Source organism: Candidatus Symbiopectobacterium sp. NZEC135, from assembly GCF_025962695.1.
In genome coordinates this window covers 46,055-66,675 of sequence record NZ_JAGFPF010000018.1, presented here as the reverse complement: position 1 = coordinate 66,675, position 20,621 = coordinate 46,055, and the positions used below count along the sequence as shown (strand labels likewise).

Annotated in this window: 23 protein-coding genes and 1 pseudogene; 23 read left to right on the top strand and 1 reads right to left on the bottom strand. The window is 50.8% G+C overall.

Annotated features, from left to right (window positions below):
* Positions 1-4: 4 nt before the first annotated feature.
* From J5224_RS11640 to J5224_RS11530, 23 genes and pseudogenes are all read left to right on the top strand, one after another.
* Complete coding sequence (locus J5224_RS11640) at positions 5-190, top strand: hypothetical protein (protein ID WP_264625531.1); 186 nt, start codon at positions 5-7, stop codon at positions 188-190.
* On the top strand, positions 190-1,428 hold the full coding sequence (locus J5224_RS11635; protein WP_264625530.1) for a phage portal protein: 1,239 nt from the start codon (positions 190-192) through the stop codon (positions 1,426-1,428). The genes J5224_RS11640 and J5224_RS11635 overlap by 1 nt, the downstream gene beginning before the upstream one ends.
* Positions 1,406-2,053: an HK97 family phage prohead protease gene (locus J5224_RS11630; protein ID WP_264625529.1), complete on the top strand. Its 648-nt coding sequence runs from the start codon at positions 1,406-1,408 to the stop codon at positions 2,051-2,053. The genes J5224_RS11635 and J5224_RS11630 overlap by 23 nt, the downstream gene beginning before the upstream one ends.
* A 16-nt stretch (positions 2,054-2,069) precedes the next feature.
* The gene (locus J5224_RS11625; protein WP_264625528.1) at positions 2,070-3,272 is read left to right on the top strand and encodes a phage major capsid protein; all 1,203 of its coding nucleotides are present in this window, start codon (positions 2,070-2,072) and stop codon (positions 3,270-3,272) included.
* Between the two features lie 44 nt (positions 3,273-3,316).
* On the top strand, positions 3,317-3,538 hold the full coding sequence (locus J5224_RS11620) for a hypothetical protein (RefSeq protein WP_264625527.1): 222 nt from the start codon (positions 3,317-3,319) through the stop codon (positions 3,536-3,538).
* Positions 3,539-3,570: 32 nt separating this feature from the next.
* Positions 3,571-3,891 carry a head-tail connector protein gene (locus J5224_RS11615; RefSeq protein ID WP_264625526.1) on the top strand — a complete coding sequence of 107 codons (321 nt, stop codon included), beginning with the start codon at positions 3,571-3,573 and terminating at the stop codon, positions 3,889-3,891.
* Positions 3,888-4,229, top strand: a complete 342-nt coding sequence (locus tag J5224_RS11610) for a phage head closure protein (RefSeq protein ID WP_264625525.1) — start codon at positions 3,888-3,890, stop codon at positions 4,227-4,229. The genes J5224_RS11615 and J5224_RS11610 overlap by 4 nt, the downstream gene beginning before the upstream one ends.
* Complete coding sequence (locus J5224_RS11605; protein ID WP_264625524.1) at positions 4,222-4,671, top strand: HK97-gp10 family putative phage morphogenesis protein; 450 nt, start codon at positions 4,222-4,224, stop codon at positions 4,669-4,671. Before J5224_RS11610 ends, J5224_RS11605 begins: the two co-directional genes overlap by 8 nt.
* Positions 4,668-5,015 carry a DUF3168 domain-containing protein gene (locus tag J5224_RS11600; RefSeq protein ID WP_195315318.1) on the top strand — a complete coding sequence of 116 codons (348 nt, stop codon included), beginning with the start codon at positions 4,668-4,670 and terminating at the stop codon, positions 5,013-5,015. The genes J5224_RS11605 and J5224_RS11600 overlap by 4 nt, the downstream gene beginning before the upstream one ends.
* A 58-nt stretch (positions 5,016-5,073) precedes the next feature.
* Positions 5,074-5,781: an immunoglobulin domain-containing protein gene (locus J5224_RS11595; RefSeq protein ID WP_264625523.1), complete on the top strand. Its 708-nt coding sequence runs from the start codon at positions 5,074-5,076 to the stop codon at positions 5,779-5,781.
* A gap of 15 nt (positions 5,782-5,796) precedes the next feature.
* The gene (locus tag J5224_RS11590; RefSeq protein ID WP_264625522.1) at positions 5,797-6,171 is read left to right on the top strand and encodes a phage tail assembly chaperone; all 375 of its coding nucleotides are present in this window, start codon (positions 5,797-5,799) and stop codon (positions 6,169-6,171) included.
* A 23-nt stretch (positions 6,172-6,194) separates the two neighbouring features.
* On the top strand, positions 6,195-6,470 hold the full coding sequence (locus J5224_RS11585) for a DUF4035 domain-containing protein (RefSeq protein WP_264625521.1): 276 nt from the start codon (positions 6,195-6,197) through the stop codon (positions 6,468-6,470).
* 60 nt (positions 6,471-6,530) lie between these two features.
* The gene (locus J5224_RS11580; RefSeq protein WP_264625520.1) at positions 6,531-6,872 is read left to right on the top strand and encodes a hypothetical protein; all 342 of its coding nucleotides are present in this window, start codon (positions 6,531-6,533) and stop codon (positions 6,870-6,872) included.
* A gap of 58 nt (positions 6,873-6,930) precedes the next feature.
* Positions 6,931-7,167: a YebO family protein gene (locus J5224_RS11575; protein ID WP_264625519.1), complete on the top strand. Its 237-nt coding sequence runs from the start codon at positions 6,931-6,933 to the stop codon at positions 7,165-7,167.
* A gap of 47 nt (positions 7,168-7,214) precedes the next feature.
* On the top strand, positions 7,215-10,490 hold the full coding sequence (locus tag J5224_RS11570; protein WP_264625518.1) for a phage tail tape measure protein: 3,276 nt from the start codon (positions 7,215-7,217) through the stop codon (positions 10,488-10,490).
* Positions 10,491-10,847 carry a phage tail protein gene (locus J5224_RS11565; protein ID WP_264625517.1) on the top strand — a complete coding sequence of 119 codons (357 nt, stop codon included), beginning with the start codon at positions 10,491-10,493 and terminating at the stop codon, positions 10,845-10,847.
* A gap of 12 nt (positions 10,848-10,859) precedes the next feature.
* Positions 10,860-11,612 carry a phage minor tail protein L gene (locus J5224_RS11560; protein WP_264625516.1) on the top strand — a complete coding sequence of 251 codons (753 nt, stop codon included), beginning with the start codon at positions 10,860-10,862 and terminating at the stop codon, positions 11,610-11,612.
* The gene (locus tag J5224_RS11555) at positions 11,613-12,344 is read left to right on the top strand and encodes a C40 family peptidase (protein ID WP_264625515.1); all 732 of its coding nucleotides are present in this window, start codon (positions 11,613-11,615) and stop codon (positions 12,342-12,344) included.
* On the top strand, positions 12,328-12,930 hold the full coding sequence (locus tag J5224_RS11550; RefSeq protein WP_264625514.1) for a tail assembly protein: 603 nt from the start codon (positions 12,328-12,330) through the stop codon (positions 12,928-12,930). The genes J5224_RS11555 and J5224_RS11550 overlap by 17 nt, the downstream gene beginning before the upstream one ends.
* 59 nt (positions 12,931-12,989) lie before the next feature.
* Positions 12,990-16,475 (top strand): annotated as a pseudogene (locus tag J5224_RS11545) (phage tail protein); the annotation flags it as partial.
* Positions 16,476-16,677: 202 nt separating this feature from the next.
* Positions 16,678-16,974 carry a hypothetical protein gene (locus J5224_RS11540; protein ID WP_264625544.1) on the top strand — a complete coding sequence of 99 codons (297 nt, stop codon included), beginning with the start codon at positions 16,678-16,680 and terminating at the stop codon, positions 16,972-16,974.
* 189 nt (positions 16,975-17,163) lie between these two features.
* Positions 17,164-17,838 (top strand): hypothetical protein, encoded by a 675-nt coding sequence (locus J5224_RS11535; RefSeq protein WP_264625512.1) that lies wholly within the window; start codon positions 17,164-17,166, stop codon positions 17,836-17,838.
* Between the two features lie 6 nt (positions 17,839-17,844).
* Positions 17,845-20,346: a hypothetical protein gene (locus J5224_RS11530; protein ID WP_264625511.1), complete on the top strand. Its 2,502-nt coding sequence runs from the start codon at positions 17,845-17,847 to the stop codon at positions 20,344-20,346.
* On the opposite strand, the gene J5224_RS11525 is transcribed toward J5224_RS11530, so the two are convergent.
* Positions 20,343-20,582 carry a hypothetical protein gene (locus tag J5224_RS11525; protein WP_264625510.1) on the bottom strand — a complete coding sequence of 80 codons (240 nt, stop codon included), beginning with the start codon at positions 20,580-20,582 and terminating at the stop codon, positions 20,343-20,345. The two genes, J5224_RS11530 and J5224_RS11525, sit on opposite strands and share 4 nt — an antisense overlap.
* Positions 20,583-20,621: the final 39 nt, after the last annotated feature.

The following is a 20,621-nucleotide window of genomic DNA, read 5'->3' as shown; positions in this document are numbered from 1 at the left end:
AGTTATGATCCTGATGATTCTCGCCCCATTCATTGGGGTGTTGGGCGTTGCTTTGCTTTCTTACGGGGCATGGTTGGTCTTTCCGCCTGCTGGGTTTATTACTGCTGGCACGCTCTGCCTGTTCTGGTCATGGATCGTATCGAAATATCTGTCATCCCCACGTAACACAACGGGTGGAGGTGATGACTGATGTTTTTCCCCGGACTATTCAGAAAAAGCGACACGCCGGTGACGACCCCTGCGGAGTTAGCTGAAGCCGTAGGGATGACCTACGACACTTACACAGGTAAGCGAGTCAGTAGCCAGAAGGCCATGCGGCTTACTGCTGTTTTCGGCTGTATCAGGGTGCTTGCTGAATCCATGGGCATGTTGCCCTGCAATCTGTACAAAATCACAGGCAATAGCAAACATAAAGCAACCTCTGAAAGGTTGCACAAGCTGCTGACAATGAAGCCCAACGATTATATGACTCCCCAGGAGTTCTGGGAGTTGCTCATTGTCTGCCTCTGTCTTCGCGGGAATTTCTACGCATACAAGGTTAAAGCGCTGGGTGAAGTGGTTGAGCTTCTCCCTATTGATCCGGGCTGCGTACAACCGAAGTTGAACAGTCAGTGGCAACCGGTTTATCAGGTCACCTTTCCAAATGGTTCGACGGATGTTCTCGGGCAGGATGACATCTGGCATGTCAGGACGCTAACCCTCGATGGGCTGGTCGGCCTAAACCCAATCGCCTACGCGCGCGAGGCTATATCTCTTGGATTGGCGACGGAAGAGCATGGCGCACGGTTATTCAGTAATGGTGCCGTAACCTCGGGGGTTTTACGTACCGAGCAGACGTTGACGGATGCAGCATATGCCCGGTTGAAAAAAGATTTTGAGGATCGCCACCTTGGGCTAAGTAATGCGCATCGCCCGATGATCCTTGAAATGGGCCTCGACTGGAAATCGATGGCACTTGATAACGAGGATAGCCAGTTTCTTGAAACCAGAAAGTTTCAGCTTGAGGAGATTTGCCGTTTGTATCGCGTGCCGATGCACATGGTGCAGAACACCGACAGAGCCACATTCAGCAATATCGAAAACCTCGGCATTGGCTTTATCAATTATTCGCTGGTGCCTTATATGACACGCATTGAGCAGCGCATCAATATCGGTCTGGTCAAAGAATCAAAGCAGGGGACGTTCTACGCAAAATTCAACGCGGGAGCGTTACTGCGTGGTGATATGAAATCTCGATTCGATGCCTACGCTACGGCAATCAACTGGGGTATGTATTCACCCAATGATTGCCTGGAGCTTGAAGATCGCAATCCGCGACCGGGTGGTGATGTTTACCTTACACCGATGAATATGACCACAAAACCTTCTGAAAGCGGCAAGCAAAAACAGGAATCAGACAATGACAATGCAGACAAAACAGCGTCTTGACGTACCACTAAAGCTGAAATCAGTCGATGATTCCGGCGTATTTGAAGGGTACGGCTCAGTGTTCGGTGTGAAAGACAGCTACGACGATATTGTTGTTCCTGGCGCATTCGAAAACTCGCTGGCGGCATGGAAAGAAAAAAGCGCCATGCCGGCGATGTTGTGGCAGCACAACATGTCTGAGCCAATCGGTATCTATACCGAAATACGTGAGGATGATGTTGGCCTGTTCGTTAAAGGGCGGCTGCTCATTGATGATGACCCACTCGCCAAACGCGCTCACGCTCATATGAAGGCCGGTTCTTTAACCGGCCTTTCTATTGGTTACGTGCTCAAAGACTGGGAATACGACCGCACCAAAGAGGCGTTTTTACTGAAAGAAATCGACCTCTGGGAAGTGAGTCCCGTGACCTTTCCTTCTAACGATGAAGCGCGGGTAAGCGATGTCAAAAGCGCGTTTGCCCGTGGTGAAACCCCGTCCCAGAAAAGTATTGAACGAGTCCTGCGCGATGTTGGGCTCTCACGCACCCAGGCTAAAGCATTCATGGCCGGGGGCTACAGCGCGATCTGTCAGCGTGATGCTGATGTGACTGCTGGACTGAATGCACTTAAATCCCTGAATTTCTGAACCGGAGATCAACAACATGGCAGTAGAACAGAAAGATGTAGAGCAGGTCGCGCAGGAGCTGCAAGCGAAGTTTGATGCGTTCAAAGAGAAGAACGATAAGCGACTGGAAGCTGTTGAGCAGGAAAAGGGCAAACTGGCTGGTGAGGTTGAAACCTTAAACGGTAAGTTGTCTGAACTGGATGAGCTGAAATCTGCTTTGGAAGAAGAATTGAAGCAGGTGAAACGCCCAGCCAGCGGCACCCAAAGCAAAGAAGCAGGCGAGCATAAGGCTGCATTTATCGATTTCATGCGAAAAGGGAAAGATGACGGCTTGCGCGATCTGGAGCGTAAAGCCTTGCAAGTCGGCGTGGATGAGGACGGCGGCTATGCCGTACCGGAAGAACTGGATCGCACCATTCTCACTTTGCTGAAAGACGAAGTGGTAATGCGCCAGGAGGCCACAACCATTACGGTTGGTGGTGCAAACTATAAAAAACTGGTCAATCTCGGCGGAACGGCATCGGGGTGGGTAGGGGAAACGGATGCACGCCCTGCCACTGATGCCTCAAAGCTGGGGCAGATCGAGCCTTTCATGGGGGAAATCTACGGCAATCCGCAGGCAACCCAGACGATGCTGGACGATGCATTTTTCAATGTTGAAACGTGGATCAACAGCGAGTTGGCCACCGAATTTTCTGAGCAGGAGGAAATCGCTTTCACCAGCGGTAACGGCACCAAGAAACCAAAAGGTTTTCTGGCCTATGCATCGAGCCTGGATGTTGATAAAGACCGCGCATTTGGGACGCTGCAACACATCCTGTCTGGTGCTGCCGCTGGCGTAACTGCTGATGCCATTATCAAGTTGGTGTACACGTTACGCAAAGTTCATCGTAACGGAGCCAAGTTCATGATGAACAACAACAGCCTGTTTACCGTTCGCATCCTGAAAGATGCGGAAGGTAACTACCTGTGGCGTCCGGGCCTTGAGCTGGGACAACCCTCCACGCTGGCTGGGTACGGTGTGGCGGAGAACGAGCAGATGCCGGATATCGTGGCGGATGCAAAAGCGATCGCGTTCGGCAACTTCAAGCGTGGTTACACCATCGTGGATCGCATCGGTACACGCATTTTGCGCGACCCGTACACCAACAAGCCGTTTGTGGGTTTCTACACCACCAAACGTACTGGCGGCATGTTGGCAGATTCCCAGGCGATCAAGTTGCTGAAGATCGGCGCATAAGTGTAATTGCGGGGTTTCGGCCCCGCACCACTCAGGAGTGAAGCATGTTTAATTTACGCAAAGACCTCAAGTGGTCACCTGACGGTTGCACAGTCCAGACCATTCCCGCGGGTTCTTATCAGGATGGCGAACTGCCAGAACGAGCACTGACAATTGCCGACCAACTTGGCGTTCTTGAAACCATTGACAAGGATGATCAGCAAATCAAGGATGAGAAGCAGCCAGAGCAGCCAGAGCAGCCAGAGCCGAAGAAAAACAAAAAATAACCCGCTTCCTTGGGTTTTGTTTGGAGACTTACATGATCCCCTCACTCGAAGAACTGCGGTCGCAGTGCCGGATTGATGTTGACGATGCGACAGATGATGCTTTGCTCACTCTGTACGCAGGGGCTGCAAGAGGCAAGGCGGAAAAGTACCTTAATCTTCCTTTGTTCGACGAATCTGTGCCAGAGGATGCCGATAAAGGCATGGTGGTTAATGACGGCGTAAAGCTGGCTATCATGCTTGCTGTTGGTCATTGGTATGAAAACCGGGAACAGACGAGAGAAGGGCAATTGAGCGAAATCCCCATGGGATTTTTTAGCCTGTTGGATGATTACCGGTGGGGGCCAGGCACATGAAAGCCGGGAGATTACGCCACCGCGTCACCATCCAGAACTTCACCGCAACACGCGATGCCAGCGGGCAACCCATTAAGACGTGGTTTGATGCTGCTACTGTGTGGGCCGAGGTCGCACCTATAAACGGGCGTGAGCTGGTGGCTTCAGGTGCGGTATCTGCTGAGGCGACAATTCGTGTGTGGATGCGTCACCGTCGTGATGTATCGGCAGCGTCACGGTTGCTGTGCCTTAATGGACCCTTCAAAAGTTTAACGCTTGACGTTATCGGGCCACCCATCCCAGACGGTAAGTGCACCCGACTGGAAATATTGTGTAAGCAGGGGGTGAAACGTGATTGATTTTGGTCTTGATTTCTCCGGCCTGAATGACATTGCCAAGGATTTGGAAAAGCTGAGTCGGGCCGAAAACAACAAGGTATTGCGTGATGCCACTCGCGCCGGTGCTGAAGTGTTGAAGGAGGAAGTTATCGCCCGCGCCCCGACTCGTACCGGGAAAATGCGCAAAAACGTTGTGGTGGTTACTCAAAAATCACGGCGAAAAGGAGAAATCTCATCTGGGGTGCATATTCGCGGTGTTAATCCACGAACGGGTAACAGCGACAACACCATGAAGGCGAAAAACCCGCGCAATGCCTTTTACTGGCGCTTTGTTGAAATGGGTACGGTAAATATGCCTGCGCATCCCTTTGTCAGACCTGCATTTGATGTCAGGCAGGAGGAAGCCGCTAACGCTGCCATTTCTCGCGCAAACCGTGCTATCGATGAGGTGCTGAGTAAATGACCGAAACCGATATTCACCCTCTGATCGCCGGTATAGCGAACGGTAATGTTTATCCCTATATCATTCCGCTGAATAGTGAGGGTGAGCCAGCGATTTCGCCGCCGTGGGTGGTGTTCTCGTTTGTGTCCCAACTATCCGCTGATGTGCTGTGTGGTCCGGCAGAAACCGCATCGTCCGTTCAGTTTGACGTTTACGCCACAACCATCGCCCAGGCGCGGGATATACGCAGTGCTGTTATTGCCGCAGTATCGCCCCTTGCACCGGCCAATCAAATGCTCACTCAGGAATTTGATACTGAAACAGCATTGTTCCGGGCTACAGTAGAACTACAGTTCATCGACTAACCCCACACCATCACCATCCTGACCCGCCACCGAGCGGGTTTTTCTTTTGGAGAATGCCATGTCCTCACTGTTTGAAAGGTCACAGAAAACGGTAATCCGAATCTCATCAGCGCCAACAACGCTGGAGGGTATTGATACCGCGACATTTCTCGATCTGACTTGTACCATCAAAGAAATTCAGTTCACCGGTGGACAGAAAAACGATATCGACGTAACAACGTTGTGTTCGGATGAAATGGAGAACATCAACGGCCTGCCTGCACAGTCAGAAATTTCATTATCCGGTAACTTTTACCGTAATCCGGCGCAGGATGCCCTGCGAGATGCCTACGACAATGACACGCGCTATGCTTTCCAGGTGATTTTCCCATCCGGTAACGGCTTCCAGTTTCTGGCAGAAGTACGCCAGCACACCTGGTCTTCCGGGACTAATGGAGTGGTGGCCGCAACGTTCTCCCTGCGGCTAAAGGGTAAGCCCACAAACATTGCGCCCGGTCCATTGGCGTTCACAATCAATCTTCCATCGACAAAAACGGCGGCTGTTGGGGCTGCACTGACAATGGTCGTTGCGGCCAGTGGTGGTATCGCACCTTATTCCTACAAATGGCTGAAGGGTGGTTCCGTAATCAGTGGTCGCACATCTGCATCATTCAATAAGGCAGCGGCCGAATCAGGTGATGCAGGCGTCTATACCTGCGAAGTTACAGACTCGGCACCATCCCCGGTAACAATCACATCCGCTTCCTGCACCGTCACCATTAGCTAACCCGGAGCAACACGCATGGCAAAGAAAAGTATTAAATCTCTGGCTCTGGCTCCCAGCGCTGGCTTTCTCACGAAGGCTATCGAGGTGCCGGAGTGGGAAGGGGTGAAAGTCACGCTACGCGAACCCTCTGCCGAGGCGTGGTTACGTTGGCAGGATGCTGTGAAAACCGAAGGTGATGGCGAAACACTGTCTATATCTGAGCGCGCCCGTCGTAATCTTCACGCCGATGTCACGTTGTTTATCGATATCCTGCGCGATGAAGAGGGCGAGCCGGTGTTTTCAGTTGATGATATTGAAGAAGTGGAAAGCGTTTACGGCCCTGTGCACAGTCGTCTGTTGCGGCAGGCGCTGGATATTATCAACGATGCGGAGGTCGCCAAAAAAAAGTAACTCAACCTGGCATGCAGTTTTTGATGGCGCTGGCGCTCCGCATGGGGCGCACGCTGTCAGAAATTCGCCAGACGATGACGGCCAGTGAACTGATGATGTGGATTGAGTACGACAAACTTTCCCCCATCAGTGATACGCGTGGTGACATTCAAGCGGCGCAGATTGTCAGTGCTGTTTGGGGGGCTCAGGGTGTGAAAGTGCCTCTCACTGACGCTATGCTCGACTGGTCAGGCAAGGAAGAAGAAGACGTCGATCCGTTTGGTAATCTGGAGGCGTTTCTTTCTCAGGCAGCAAGTTAAGTAGATCCCCACGCAAACTGGTGATAGGTTGTAGCCACCTGTTATTTAGGAGATGGGGATATGAAAAAAACCTTGGCTGTTGTAATGGCGGTATCTATGTTGGCTGGGTGTAAGTCTCTAAATTCTATTCGCTCTAAACAACCAATTGATTCCGGGGTATCAACCAAGAGCGTTAATGAATTTGCATCTTGTGTTTCTGCAAGGTGGGATAGTGGCTGGAACTCTGTAACATCGTTACCACTTGAAAACGGGATTAGTATCTTAATTCCGCAAGGGATGGGCGGATACGACGTAGTACTTGACGTTACAGGTAAAGACTCTGGCAGTAGCTATGTATTGTATGAAAGAATCCCTTCATTAACTCCGGCTTCGTATGAAAATAACGTTAAAGCATGTAAATAAATAGCAGCATAATGATTAGGTGTGGGTTTGCGATTTTGCCATAGATGGAGATTTTTAAATGAGTACCTCCGGATGGATTTTAGTTTTCCTGATTGCCCGAATTATAGATTTGTTTATCTGGTATCTTTTAAATCGTAGTAGCGTTAGAGCTAATGAACAGATAAGAATCCTGCAAGAAATAAATGAAAAGCAATCTGCACAAATAGACTTGCTAATTTCTATTGTGCACAAAAAAGATGAGCCAGAAAAAGATTACCTTGAAGAGGCCAGGCGAAAAGCAGGGCTAATTAATTAAAACCGTCTAACCCGCTTCGGCGGGTTTTTTGTTTCCGAGGATGAGGAATGGCAACCCTACGCGAATTGATCATTAAGATTTCTGCTAACTCACAATCATTTCAATCGGAAATTTCTCGCGCCTCTCGCATGGGCAGTGATTATTATAAAACCATGCAGAATGGTGGGCGACAAGCTGCGGCAGCTTCCCGTGAAAGTCGCCGTGCGCTAGCGGAAGTGAATGCTCAACTTGCCTCTGTAAAGTCTACGGCGATAGGAATGACTGGTGCGCTGGCTGGGGCATTTGCTACCGGGAATCTTATTAATTTGGCCGACCAGTGGAACATGGTTAATGCGCGGCTTAAACAGGCATCAACATCCACGCAAGACTTCACCAGTAATCAGGCTGCGTTGATGGCGCTTAGCCAAAGAACGGGAACCGCTTTTGGAGACAATGCAGGGTTATTTGCCCGCTCGGCTGCTTCACTACGTGAATACGGTTACTCATCGCAGGATGCGCTTAAAGTCACGGAGGCATTAGCTACCGGCCTTAAACTTTCTGGTGCTGGTGTTCAGGAATCCAGTTCTGTTATCACTCAGTTTAGCCAGGCATTGGCGCAGGGTGTTCTGCGTGGTGAAGAGTTTAACTCTGTAAACGAAAATGGTGATCGGGTTATCCGTGCGCTTGCTTCGGGCATGGGTGTTGCCCGTAAAGACCTCAAAGCGATGGCTGATGACGGGAAACTGACTGCTGATAAGGTAGTTCCTGCATTAATCAGCCAACTTGGGGCAATGCAAAAAGAATTTGAGGCCATGCCAGCCACCGTTGGTGGATCAGTAACTAAAGTGGAAAATGCTTTCCAGCAATGGGTAGGTGGGGTTAATCAGACATCTGGCGTGACGGCTACCTTATCGGGAACGTTAGATAAACTGGCGGGTAATATTGATGATGTAGCGACCGCTATGGGCGTGCTGGTGGCTGTGGGGGCTGCTAGGTATTTTGGTAACATGGCTTCCGGTGCCTTTAGTGCTACCGCAAAGATCATTGATCTGAGAAAAGAGCAAATCAGTGCAGCAGCGGCGCAACTTAACGCTGCGCAAATGGTGCAGAGAAAAGCCGTGGCGGACGCGGAAGCGGCAGTATCGGCGTATAACCTTGCCGTTGCTGAAGCCAATGTAGCGAAAGGTTCTAATGCCTCGATGATAGCCACTCAGAGTTTAACTACAAAGCGTAGCGCAATGATTGCGGCCAATGCTGCATTAATAAATTCAAATCGCGCCGTAGCTGCATCTGAGGCATCTGTTAATGGGTTAACATCCGCATCAAGTGTAGCAATGAGCGGGTTGAAATCACTCGGTGGTTTACTTGGTGGGATTCCAGGTATTGTGATGCTGGGAGCAACCGCTTGGTATGCAGTCTATCAGCAGCAAGAGCAAGCCCGGCTGTCTGCTTTACAATATGCGGATATCATTGATCAGGTCAGGGACTCACTAAAATCGATGTCACTGACACAAGTTAACGCTAATCTTGGAAGGTCATCTCTTTCTCTTGATATTCAGGATAACGATATTTCTGCACAAGAAAATAAAATTTCTGAGTTATCAAATCAACTTTATAACGCACGCCAAGCGGCTAAAAATGCTAGCGAGGGGACTTGGCTTTATAACGATGCAACCAAGAATGCTGCGATGTATGCCTCTCAACTTGCCGATGAAGAGGGCAAGTTGGAGCAGATGCAAAACAAAAGAAAACAAACACAGTCGCTAATTGATGATCTCACTCAACAGTCAATAAGTAAAACTGTGGAGATGTCTGGTGCTGTAAACTCCTTAGCCGATATGTATGAACGGTTAAATAAAGTTACACGACAAACGACAATGTTTTCTCATCCTCAATATGCAGGCCCCGTTCTCCCTAAACTGGATGACAAGCAACAATCCGCAATAACAAAGCAGCAAAGGGAGAGGATTCTATCAGGCTTGAAAGACATCGAAAGAGCAAGGAAGCAAGCGGGTTTTGAGGCTGACGATCTAAACCTCTCAGGCGGTTGGCGACAAAAATATATTTCTGATGCAGAGGTTAAGTTTCGTAATGATGAAGCCAATAAACCAAAGAAAAAAGGGCCAAAAACCGATGAAGAAAAGGCAGTAGATACCTATGATCGCCTGATTAAACAACAGCGCGAGCAACTTGCGTTGGGTAGTTCAAATACTGAGTTGGCAAAAATCAGGTATCAAACCTCTCAGGGTGAATTATCGACCCTTTCCAGTATTCAAAAGCAGGAGCTTTTACGTAATGCTGCATTGATAGATCAGGCAGAAATACGGAAGAAGGCTACTGAATACGAAAATGGTCTGATTGATTCCAATGCTAACGCTAAAGCAGCTAATGACGCGAACCTTATTGGATTTGGTGAGGGCTCCCGCGTTCGTGAGCGTATGCAGGAAATGATCAGCATTCGCCGCGAGTTTATCCAGAAAGATGATGAGCTACGGCGTCAGCATCAGGCAGGCGAAATTGATGACGAATTTTTCAATCGAGCCATTGCCCTGAATAAGCGCTATCTAGATAAACGCCTGAGTGACCAGCAGATGTATTACTCCTCACTTGATGACCAGCGCAATAACTGGATGGGCGGCATGAGTGACGGTTTTGCTGATTGGGCTGATGAAGCTACCAATTATGCCACTCAGGCATCGCAGGGCATGAAAACCGCGATGAGTGGCGCAGTAGGCTCCATCACTGAAATGCTGAACGGTAATAAAAATAGCTGGAAAGATTGGGGCGTGAGCGTCCTGAAAATCATTCAAAACGTCCTGGTTAACATGGCTGTGGCTAACGCAGCCCAATCTGCCAGCGGTGTTTTTGGTAGCTTGTTTAGTGCTGGAGTATCAGCGTTTTCCGGTGCAGCTTCGGCATCAAGCAATGCTTTTACAACTGGCGCATACAACAATCTTTCGTTCAATGCTCAGGGGGGCGTTTATCAATCACCATCGCTTAGCGCCTACAGTGGAGGTGTATACAGTACGCCGCAGCTTTTTGCTTTTGCTAAAGGTGCTGGGGTATTTGCTGAGGCAGGGCCGGAGGCCATTATGCCGCTCACTCGGGCTGCAAATGGTTCGCTCGGTGTCAGGGCGATCATGCCAGATACATCCACCGTTAATAATGGCGGCAACGTCTACGTAACCATTACTGAAAACGGCACAACATCTGTTGCGGGTAATGGTAATCAGGATTTTGCTCGTGAGTTTACGCAGATAATCCAGCGCGAATATAAAAAATTGCGTGATCGCGATTTATCTCAAGGTGGAGCCATTAACCGTGCTATCTCTGGAGGACGATAATTGGCTATCGAGACATTCAGTTTTTGCCCCCGCGTAAATCCTGAGGGCGCATTTACGCAACGAACCCGATCGATACAGTTCGGTGATGGGTATACCCAGCGGGCAGGCGATGGGATTAACAGCGAGTCACAGGGCTGGCCGTTAACGTTTGTTGGCGATCATGTGCATATTCAGCCGATCATTGCGTTCCTGCGTCGGCATAATGGGTATACCGCATTTCAATGGGTAAACCCACTCACTGAGTTAGGGCTGTATTGTTGCCCCGACGGATTTAACGTTACGGCGCTGGGTAAAAACAGTCGTGGCGACCAGGTATTTCAACTCACAGCAACGTTTGTCACCGCATATCATCCATAATCAAGGTTAATCATGGCTATAAACACCGACTCCCAAAAACTGGAGCCGGGCGCTCGCGTGCGCCTGTTTGAAGTGGATTGCACCGCATTTGATGGCCCGGAACTGTATTTCCACAATTATCCAATTCCTCATTCAGAGGAAGAAATCGCCGCAGCAGGCGGTGATGAAACAACACTTCTTGCTAAATCGATATGGTGGCAGGGTAAAGAATACAAAGCCTGGCCTGCACAGGTTGAAGGGCTGGAAATGACCAGCGATGGCAGTTCTCCGACCCCGACGCTATTGGTTGGTAATATCGATGGCACCATAACCGCGCTTTGTCTGGCTTATCAGAATCTGGCGCAAGCCACGGTGCGCGTTCACACCACGTTTGCCCACTACCTTGATGCACGTAATTTCCCCGAAGGTAATGCCGACGCTGATCCAACGCAGGAACGATTAGAAGTCTGGTACATCGACAGCAAGACCGCAGAGGATGATGAGTCAGTTACCTTTAAATTGTCATCCCCGGCAGACCTGCAAGGCATCATGATCCCCACCCGGCAGATACACAGTCTGTGCACCTGGTGCATGCGTGGTCAATATCGCGGGGCATCATGTGGTTATACCGGCACAAACTATTTTGATGCGGATGGCAACCCTGTTGACGATCCGGCGTTGGATGAATGCTCGGGGCTACTGTCAACCGGCTGTAAGCCGCGTTTTGGTGAGGATGCTGAATTGCCGTTCGGCGGTTTCCCCGGCTCTGCGCTGATTAAGAGGTGAATGGTGAAACTCAGCAAATTAATCATTACAGAAATACTGGCACATGCTGAGCACGTCTATCCCTATGAGGCGTGCGGATTAATTATCCAGAACGGGCGGAAACAGCGCTATGTGCGCTGCCGTAATCAGGCGCTGGAGCCAGAAGAACATTTCACGATGAGCCCGGAGGATTACGCAGAGGCGGAAGATAGCGGGGCCATCGTTGCCATTGTCCACAGTCACCCGGATGCCACCACACAACCGAGCCATGTTGATCAGGCTGAATGTGATGTGTCGCAACTGCCGTGGGTGATCGCCAGTTGGCCGGAGGGAGATATTCGCACCATTATGCCTGCGGAGGGTGTCAAGCCGCTGCTGGGGCGTCCTTTTGTGCACGGCATCTGGGATTGCTATACCATTGTGCGTGACTGGTATCTGTTGGAGCGAAGCATAACGCTGCCCAATTTTGAACGCGCTGATGGATGGTGGAACCGTAGCGAAAACCTTTACATGAAACATTACGCTGAGGCGGGGTTTACTGCTGTCAGCGGTGAGCTACAACCCGGTGACGTAATCATTATGCAGGTGAGAGCCAACGAGCCAAACCACGCAGGAATTTATGTTGGCAATGGTGAAATGCTCCATCACATGTACAACCAGTTGAGCCAAAAAGTCCCCTATGGCGGCTACTGGCTGGACAGAACCATAACCCGCTTGCGTTATACGGGAGGTGCTAATGCCGGTAGCCATTGAGTATCAACCCCTGAAAACCATCCGCCTTTATGGCGTTCTGGGCACAACGTTTGGGCGCGTTCATAAACTGGCAGTAGAAAGCCGACAGGAGGCCATTAAGGCGCTAAGCGTAGTCATCCCCGGCTTTGAAAAGTTTCTGCTGACCAGCAAGGCGCGGGGATTAACTTACGCAGTATTTGACGGCAAGCGAAACCTTGCGCGTGATGAACTGGATTTCAGCATTAGCCATGAAATCCGCATTGCGCCCGTAATCATCGGGAGCAAAAAAGCGGGCGTGTTTCAGACGATCCTCGGCGTCGCGTTGTTAGCCATCGGAACCTTCGCCCCCTGGGGTGCGGCATTATGGGCGAGCGATTTGGTGGGGGCAATAGGAATATCGATGGCGATCGGCGGGATAGTTCAAATGCTCACACCGATGCAAGGGGGGCTTTCAGTGCGTGAATCTCCCGACAACAAACCCTCCTACGCTTTTGGGGGGCCGGTTAACTCTATTGCTCAGGGTAATCCGGTGCCGATCCTCTATGGCCGTCGCCGAATCGGTGGCGCGATTATCTCTGCGGGTATTTACGCAGAAGACCAACAGTAATCATTATCCCTTCACACTTTTAAGCCGCTCTGAGCGGTTTTTTTATTTCTGGAGCATTCATGACGATTCGTGGTCGTAAAGGTGGCGGCGGTAATGCCCGCACGCCGGTTGAGTCACCGGATTCTATTCAGTCCACGTCCTACGCAAAAATTCTGTTGGCGCTGGGTGAGGGTGAGTTTAGCGGTGGGCTGGATGGCACCCGTGTTTTTCTGGACGGTACGCCGGTCACTGATGCTAATGGTAATGCTAACTTTTCAGGCGTGACGTGGGAGTTTCGCTCCGGTACGCCCGATCAATCCTACATCCCCGGCTTTCCTGGCGTTGAGAATGAAATTACCGTCAGCACAGAATTAACCAGCCAGATAGCCTGGGTGCGATCGCTCACCAATACTCAACTTTCAGCTGTGCGACTGCGTTTCTCCTGGTCTGCGTTGCAGCAGCAGTACGATAACGGTGATGTTGGCGGTTATCGCATTGAGTATGCGATTGATGTGGCTACGGACGGTGGCAGCTATCAGGAACTACTGAAAACAGCGGTCGACGGTAAGACTACGACGAAATATGAGCGTAGCCACCGTATTGACTTACCTGATGCAACAACCGGCTGGCAAATCCGCGTGCGCCGCATTACGCCGAATTCAACGAGCAACCGCATTGCCGATAAAATGGTTATTGATGCCGTTACGGAAATCATTGATGCGAAATTACGTTACCCGGAAACCGCGCTGCTGTTTGTTCAGTTTGATGCGAAACAGTTTCAGAATATCCCGGTTATTTCCTGTGAGCCCGACGGACGCATTATCCGCGTTCCCTCAAATTATGATCCGGTAGCCCGCACCTACAGCGGGGCATGGAACGGCACCTTTAAGTGGGCGTTCACCAATAACCCTGCCTGGGTGTATTACGACATCCAGATCAGCGATCGCTTTGGCCTTGGCAACCGCATCAAGGCTGAAAACCTCTCCGTTTCAAAATGGGCGCTGTATCAGATTGCACAGTATTGCGATCAGTTAGTACCGGATGGTCGAGGCGGTAATGGCACTGAACCACGTTTTTTATGCGATGTGTATATCCAGTCGCAGGAAGAAGCCTGGACCGTGCTCAACGATCTGGCTGCCATCTTTCGCGGTGCCACGTTCTGGGGCAACAACCAGATGAATGTGATCGCAGATATGCCGCGCGATATTGATTACATCGTGACGCGCGCCAACGTGAAAGACGGGAAATTCACCTACAGCAACGCCAGTGAGAAAACACATTATAGCCAGGCCATGGTGTCATGGTCCGATCCCGCAAACAGTTATCAGGATGCCGTTGAAGCTGTCAATGATAACAAGTTGGTTAAACGTTACGGGATTAAACAGGCCGAAGTGACGGCGATTGGTTGTATTCGCCAGACGGAGGCGATCCGCCGTGGTAAATGGATTTTACACACCAATGATGCGGATCGGGCCATTGCGTACACAATGGGGTTGGATGGCGATATTCCGGTGCCGGGTTCGATTGTTGGGGTGGCTGATTCGTTACTGGCAGGGCGTCCCCTGGGTGGTCGCATCAGTGCGGTTGCCGGACGTAACATCACACTTGATCGCGTATCGTCTGCGGTCATTGGTGAGCGTCTGATTGTTAACCTGCCGAGTGGGAAAGCAGAAGGGCGCACCATTGAGGCGGTAAACGACAACATCATTACGGTCACAACAGACTTCAGCGAAACGCCGAGCGCAGAATCTGTATGGGCGATAGATGCCACTGATTTGGCTTTGCAACTGTACCGCATTGTTGGTGTGGCTGAGGCGGATGGTGGTCTGTCATTTGACATCACCGGCGTCGAGTATGACCCGGATAAATGGGACAAGATTGATAACGGTGCGCGTATTGAATCGCGTCCGATCAGCGTTATTCCTCCTTCCGTGCAACCCGCGCCCGCAAATGTCGATATTGGCAGTTACAACACTGTCGATCAGGGCATAAACATTACGACGCTTCGGGTTACGTGGGATCGGGCTGAAAGCGCAATCGCTTATGAAGCTCAATGGCGACGGGATAATGGCAACTGGATAAATGCAGCGCGCACTTCTGCGTTGGGTTTTGAAGTGTCAGGTATTTATGCAGGACAATACCAGGCTCGCGTCCGGGCTATTAATGCGGCTGAAATCTCCAGCATGTGGGCCAACGCGCAGGAAACCCAGCTTAACGGAAAAGAAGGTAACCCGCCTGCGCTGGCGAGTTTCATCACAACGCCCCTCGTTTTCGGCATCCAGCTTAACTGGAGTTTCCCTGCTGACACAGACGATACCCTGAAAACGGAGATTCAGTATTCACCGACCAGTGATGGGCAGAATGCGTTGCTACTGGCCGATGTGGCTTACCCGACTTGCACCTATCAGCAAATGGGGCTCAGTGCTGGTCAGGCATTTTATTACAATGCCCGTATCGTTGATAAGTCAGGTAATCAAGGGCCGTGGACGGGGTGGATACGCGGGGAGTCGAGTACGGATGTTAGTGCCATCACAGATGTTGTGTTGGATGAACTCGCCCAAACTGAGGTATTCAAACGCCTGCAAGATGATGTGGAACACATGCAGTCAGATATCAGCAATACGCTCAAAGCTGAAGATGGCGAATCCTTCGCGCTGGGCATCATCAACAACGCCATCATGAACGGCGCGCAAAGCATGGCGCAGCGCAAGGAGCAGGGGGACCGCATCGCGGAAATTCGCCGCGTTGACCAGGTGATAGTGACCGACCGTGAATCCACCGCCACGTCGCTGCAACAGCTGAAGGCAGAGAACGAGGACACGCGTGGTTATGCAGTGCGCATCGATCAGGCGTTCGCGGACTATCAGGGCGCGCAAGCCATCGAAATGACGCAGATCAAGGCGGAAACCGCCGAAACCAAGGCCAATTTCCAGCAGCTTAATTCCGCTGTTGTTGATTTGACATCAGCTACGACACAATCGATACAGTTACTCACGGCAAGCGTCGATGTGGCCCAAGGGGCCGCAACCGGCGCGCAATCGTCAGCAGATGCAGCGCAGAACGCGGCGAACACGGCACAGCAGGCAGCACAGGACGCGGCAACGGCAGCGGGGAACAAGGGGGAAGTGATCTACAGCTCGTCAGCGCCGGAAGCGGAAAAGCGCCTTTCCCAAAACCTGTGGATTGATACGACCAACAACGCCAACACCCCGAAGCGTTGGAACGGTAGTGCTTGGGTGGCCGTGAGCGACAAGGCCGCTACGGACGCCGCAGCAGCCGCGCAGCAGGCACTAAATACCGCTAATCAGGCAACCGCCGCCGTCAGTATCGTGCAGACCGCCCAGGCTGAAATGAGCGGCGCTCTTGCTGCTCAGCTCAATCTCAAGGTTCAGGGAAAGCCCGCGAACGGCAAGTACGTCATTGCCGGTATCGGGATCGGAATGTCCACGGATCCGAATAACCCGAGCGTGGTGCAGACTGAGATTCTGTTCCAGGCGCAGCGCTTCGGCTTCATCATCAACCCGGCCACCGGCGAAGCGTTCATGCCGTTCTATATCGGGCCGGACGGTAAGGTTTACATCGATATGGCTGTCATAGGAACAGCGAGAGTAACGCGCCAGTACCTGTCAGATACCCTGCAATCAGATAACTATTTGGCTGGACAGCGTGGGCTGTACCTAAATTTTTCGACCGGACAAATAGAAAATAACGGGGCTACTGCGGGTGAGGGTAGAATGTCACAGACAAATAACAAAATAGAGGTGTTCGATGAAAACAACACGCGTCGCGTTCTTATTGGCAAGTACTCTTAGTGTTGCAGGATGTGCAGATCATGATCGTACGATAGGCCGCTCCTGTTCAGTGAATTACATGATTAATACATTTCCAGATCGCGGTTTAGTGCGACTGGAGGCTGATAAGATTCGCTTCGACCGTTTTGGCCGGATGGATGTACGGGTGAAAAAACAGCAAATGGTGAGATTTGTTGGATCTGGCTGGCTAAAACATGGTGAGTATTCCGACGTAAGTTGTGGAGATGAAAATGTACGGAATAAAGCTATTTGATAGAATCGGTCGAGATATTACGCAGATTATCACGCCATTATTTTATCTTGAGGCCAGCACTGAAGCTGCTGGAAGCAGGAGTTATGGAGCAATACCTGTTGGAAAATCCCTAAAGTACATGGCGACATCGTTGACACACAATAGCTCTCAACATGGACCTACCGTAACCATCAACGGATCGGGCGTCACATGGAGCAACCTGGTTGGAATTATTGTTTTCTATTGGGGGTGATAATGCCTTGGGGAGCAGTTATCACAAGAGACGACGGATCGCTGTGGCTAAGTCCTGATTTTACGCCACTCAATTTCATCGAGAAGGGCATCATCGTAGCTAACGGCGACGCCTTCGTAACATCAATTCCAACGTCTAAAAATGTGATATTTTTCATAAATCAGTCGGCAGATAACTATGTTGCCTGCCAGCAAATAGAGGTGGATGGATACCATGCTTTACGCGTGAATTCATCGTACCCCGGGACCCTTCCTATAAGGGTCTATTGTTTCGCAAATATGGCGTTACAGCCAAAAGCTAACTATGGCCTGTATTTTTACAATGCAAGCGGTGAGTTAACTTACTCGCTAGATATGTTGCCGCTCGACATGCGCACAGTTGCAGTTGATATCAGCGCTGCTGGTGTAAAACAAGATATGGGTAGACCTGTAGCTGTTATACCAACTGCATCAGGTCGAGTAATGCTGCCAAATTCAAGTGTCGGGGGATTTGATGTGTGGGACCTACATTTGGGAGCTACGGGGAATTACGTAATAAATCGTCCAAGGCTAATAGCTCAGGGGCAAAGCGGCGCTAACAACTATATCTATATTGACAGAGCGTTCTACATTTTCACAGACGTGTACGATTGAGGATCTATGATGAAAGCATGGTACACAACCGGCACCATCGCGGTGGTTCAGGGCACTAAAACTATCGTCGGCACCGGCACAGCCTGGAAGCAGGATATCAATGGGATCGGGCGCGGCCATGCCCTTATCATCAGCACGGCCACCGGCGACCGCATCTATGAGATCGACCGCGTAGACGACGATACCCATATCATCACCGTCCAGAACGTGAAGGAAGCCACCGCCTCAGGGCTCTCCTATGGCATCGTCAATTTCATGCCGTCCACGCTGCCAGACTTCGGGCGCAAGCTATCCGTCCAGCTATCCGACTATCAGACGTTCTTTGATAGTTTCCAGCAGCTCGCCACCGGCACAGGAGACGTTACCCTAACCGCTCCTGACGGCCAGACCGTCACTGTTCGCTCACAGAAGGCTTGGGATGATGCGCTGAATGGGAAGGTGACAGGGGTTAAGCAGACTGACCCGTTTGATGCTACCGCAGGCTCGCTATTGATAAACGGGGCTTGGGGGTGGGGTGGGTTAGGTCAAACATTTAACTCGGACGACGCTGCGCTGTTGGTTTCAGCTAGAAACGCTGCTTTTGGTAGTAGGGTTTTTAGAAATAACACCGTAAGTGCCTACTCTAAACAATATGCGCCGTCGCTCATGCTTAAGACTGGCGATACTTGGGCGATAGTGTCAGTCGGATATACGGTATCCGGCGTATCCGGTGGTATTAGAATTGCGGCGGGTACTAATTCAGGCTCTGCAACAACCGTTCATGAACTATGGACAGACCGAAATCTAACTAAACAAGCAAGCTCGACGGACGCGACGGTGGGGAGTGTACTTGTCCTAAATGGCGATACTGGTTCATTTGGTCTTGGTGGCACAGCGGTAAGAATGCCAGCAGATGCAGATGTAGCGGCATACCTACGAACAGTGCCGAGCGGTAAGTACGCCATATTGCCGAATGCATCTGCCAGCAATTTGCCTATTCCCGGCTCATTATCTGGATGGACGTTTGATACTTCTCGGTTCAACGCCAACCCTCTGATATCGGTAGTAGCTCGCATAACAGACGCCAGTGGCGCTATTTTTCACGGCCTAATTTCTGGCACAGGTGTTTCATGGTTTCGCGTATGGGACAGCGCAAATCTTATTAAGCAAACAGGCCCGTTTGACGCAACAGCAGGCTCGCTATTGATAAACGGGGCTTGGGGGTGGGGCGGGAAGGGATTGCAGCGCATATTTGCCAATGAAGCTGAGCAAATCGCCTTCATGAATTCAGCCGAAAATGGTAGCCAAGTGTTCCGCCCAAGCGTTTTCTCAGGTGGGGCCGAATCAACACTTCTTAAAACGTATGCGCCTGCAATTCTATTTAAATCAGAAGATACATGGGCCGCTATTAGTGTTGGGCATCATGCGCCGAGCAGCACCGTCGCACAGCGAAAAGGCGTTAAAATAGTCGCAGGAACTCAAGGCGGGCCGATACCTGTTTCATATGAGTTATGGACGGACAAAAACCTGCCAAACCCGGCAACGCTTGATACCGCACAAACTATTAGTGCAATTAAAACATTTGCCGCTGTACCAGTAGTGCAAACCGCGAGTTATCCGGGGATTTGGTTTGAATCAACGTCCATCGATAGTAGTACCGTTGGGCGAAAGACTGTCATAGAGGTTAACAGCACAGGTACGGTGTTTACTTTTATTGGGCGCAACGGCACTAATAGCACCGGGCAGCGAGTAGCCTCACTAGTCCTGCCGGTAGCAGGCGACCCCGGAGAAGTAATCCTATCATCTGGCGCACAAACAATCGCCGGGGTTAAAATATTTTCAGAAAAGGCGAGAGTCTCAAGAAATGCGCCCGGTTTAATTTTTGAGAAAACAGATATTGCATCAGGGACGTTAGGGCGATTCTTAGAACTTGACTATGAAGGGCCAAACGTTGCGCTTCTAAAGCGAATAACGCAAGGCTCAGGGACTGGACAGCAAAGCATTCGTTTTCCGTTTCCATCAGGGACGGCTGCGGGAGCGTTCACAGGTTTAGTTCAAGGGATAAACGCCGTGGCTGACTCCAACGGCTTCTGGAAAACAGCAAGCCCGGTTGTGAAGCTATTTGCAGATGGCACCAGCGAACTTACCAGCGAAGCCGAGGGCGTCACTACTGAACGCTTAAGCGAAGGCGTATACCGCATTTCTGGCTGTTTGGGCCTGAATGCCGATCTTGCCTGGGGCGGTATCGAGGGAGGTATCAGTTGCCCGAAGTGTCGCAACGGGTTGGAACGTATCTGGAATGATTATGGCGTTGAGTCTGACGGCTCTATCATCATTCGGACCTATCACCGGCCACACCCGGACGCGCCCCCTTTCGCTCGCAACGAGATTGAGGGCTACGCGAACGGCGACCCGATAGACATTCCCCGCGACACATTCATCTCGGTGCGCGTGCAGATGCCAGAACGTGAGGAATCAAAGCCGAAGGTGATGCACAGTAATGTTTACTGCAACACCGCAGCAGGCTAGACGAAGTACCCACGGCGCTCGGCTATAAGGTCGAGCGCATCTTCAAGAGTAGGGAGTGGGTCGGGGTGAATGGTCCATGCCTCGTTACCCATAACGAGTAGCGACACATAAAAACCTGAATCCTCAATCACTGCGTAGGAGCCTTCTGGGCACTGTGTCAGCTTGTCATTGTCAGCGAGCACGCAGATTCTTGTTCCGTTGAATTCTGTTATTTTCATGGGAAGCGTCATGTCCATTATGATCGTCTATCAACAGATTCTATCCTATAAAATGAA

Coding starts and splice junctions, on each gene's coding strand:
- J5224_RS11590 (WP_264625522.1), top strand. CDS start 5,797: ATGGCAAAGAAAAGTATTAAATCTCTGGCTCTGGCTCCCAGCGCTGGC.
- J5224_RS11600 (WP_195315318.1), top strand. CDS start 4,668: ATGACCGAAACCGATATTCACCCTCTGATCGCCGGTATAGCGAACGGT.
- J5224_RS11585 (WP_264625521.1), top strand. CDS start 6,195: ATGGCGCTGGCGCTCCGCATGGGGCGCACGCTGTCAGAAATTCGCCAG.
- J5224_RS11640 (WP_264625531.1), top strand. CDS start 5: ATGATCCTGATGATTCTCGCCCCATTCATTGGGGTGTTGGGCGTTGCT.
- J5224_RS11570 (WP_264625518.1), top strand. CDS start 7,215: ATGGCAACCCTACGCGAATTGATCATTAAGATTTCTGCTAACTCACAA.
- J5224_RS11630 (WP_264625529.1), top strand. CDS start 1,406: ATGCAGACAAAACAGCGTCTTGACGTACCACTAAAGCTGAAATCAGTC.
- J5224_RS11610 (WP_264625525.1), top strand. CDS start 3,888: ATGAAAGCCGGGAGATTACGCCACCGCGTCACCATCCAGAACTTCACC.
- J5224_RS11575 (WP_264625519.1), top strand. CDS start 6,931: ATGAGTACCTCCGGATGGATTTTAGTTTTCCTGATTGCCCGAATTATA.
- J5224_RS11555 (WP_264625515.1), top strand. CDS start 11,613: ATGGTGAAACTCAGCAAATTAATCATTACAGAAATACTGGCACATGCT.
- J5224_RS11535 (WP_264625512.1), top strand. CDS start 17,164: ATGGAGCAACCTGGTTGGAATTATTGTTTTCTATTGGGGGTGATAATG.
- J5224_RS11615 (WP_264625526.1), top strand. CDS start 3,571: ATGATCCCCTCACTCGAAGAACTGCGGTCGCAGTGCCGGATTGATGTT.
- J5224_RS11550 (WP_264625514.1), top strand. CDS start 12,328: ATGCCGGTAGCCATTGAGTATCAACCCCTGAAAACCATCCGCCTTTAT.
- J5224_RS11540 (WP_264625544.1), top strand. CDS start 16,678: ATGAAAACAACACGCGTCGCGTTCTTATTGGCAAGTACTCTTAGTGTT.
- J5224_RS11530 (WP_264625511.1), top strand. CDS start 17,845: ATGATGAAAGCATGGTACACAACCGGCACCATCGCGGTGGTTCAGGGC.
- J5224_RS11635 (WP_264625530.1), top strand. CDS start 190: ATGTTTTTCCCCGGACTATTCAGAAAAAGCGACACGCCGGTGACGACC.
- J5224_RS11580 (WP_264625520.1), top strand. CDS start 6,531: ATGAAAAAAACCTTGGCTGTTGTAATGGCGGTATCTATGTTGGCTGGG.
- J5224_RS11595 (WP_264625523.1), top strand. CDS start 5,074: ATGTCCTCACTGTTTGAAAGGTCACAGAAAACGGTAATCCGAATCTCA.
- J5224_RS11625 (WP_264625528.1), top strand. CDS start 2,070: ATGGCAGTAGAACAGAAAGATGTAGAGCAGGTCGCGCAGGAGCTGCAA.
- J5224_RS11560 (WP_264625516.1), top strand. CDS start 10,860: ATGGCTATAAACACCGACTCCCAAAAACTGGAGCCGGGCGCTCGCGTG.
- J5224_RS11620 (WP_264625527.1), top strand. CDS start 3,317: ATGTTTAATTTACGCAAAGACCTCAAGTGGTCACCTGACGGTTGCACA.
- J5224_RS11525 (WP_264625510.1), bottom strand. CDS start 20,582: ATGGACATGACGCTTCCCATGAAAATAACAGAATTCAACGGAACAAGA.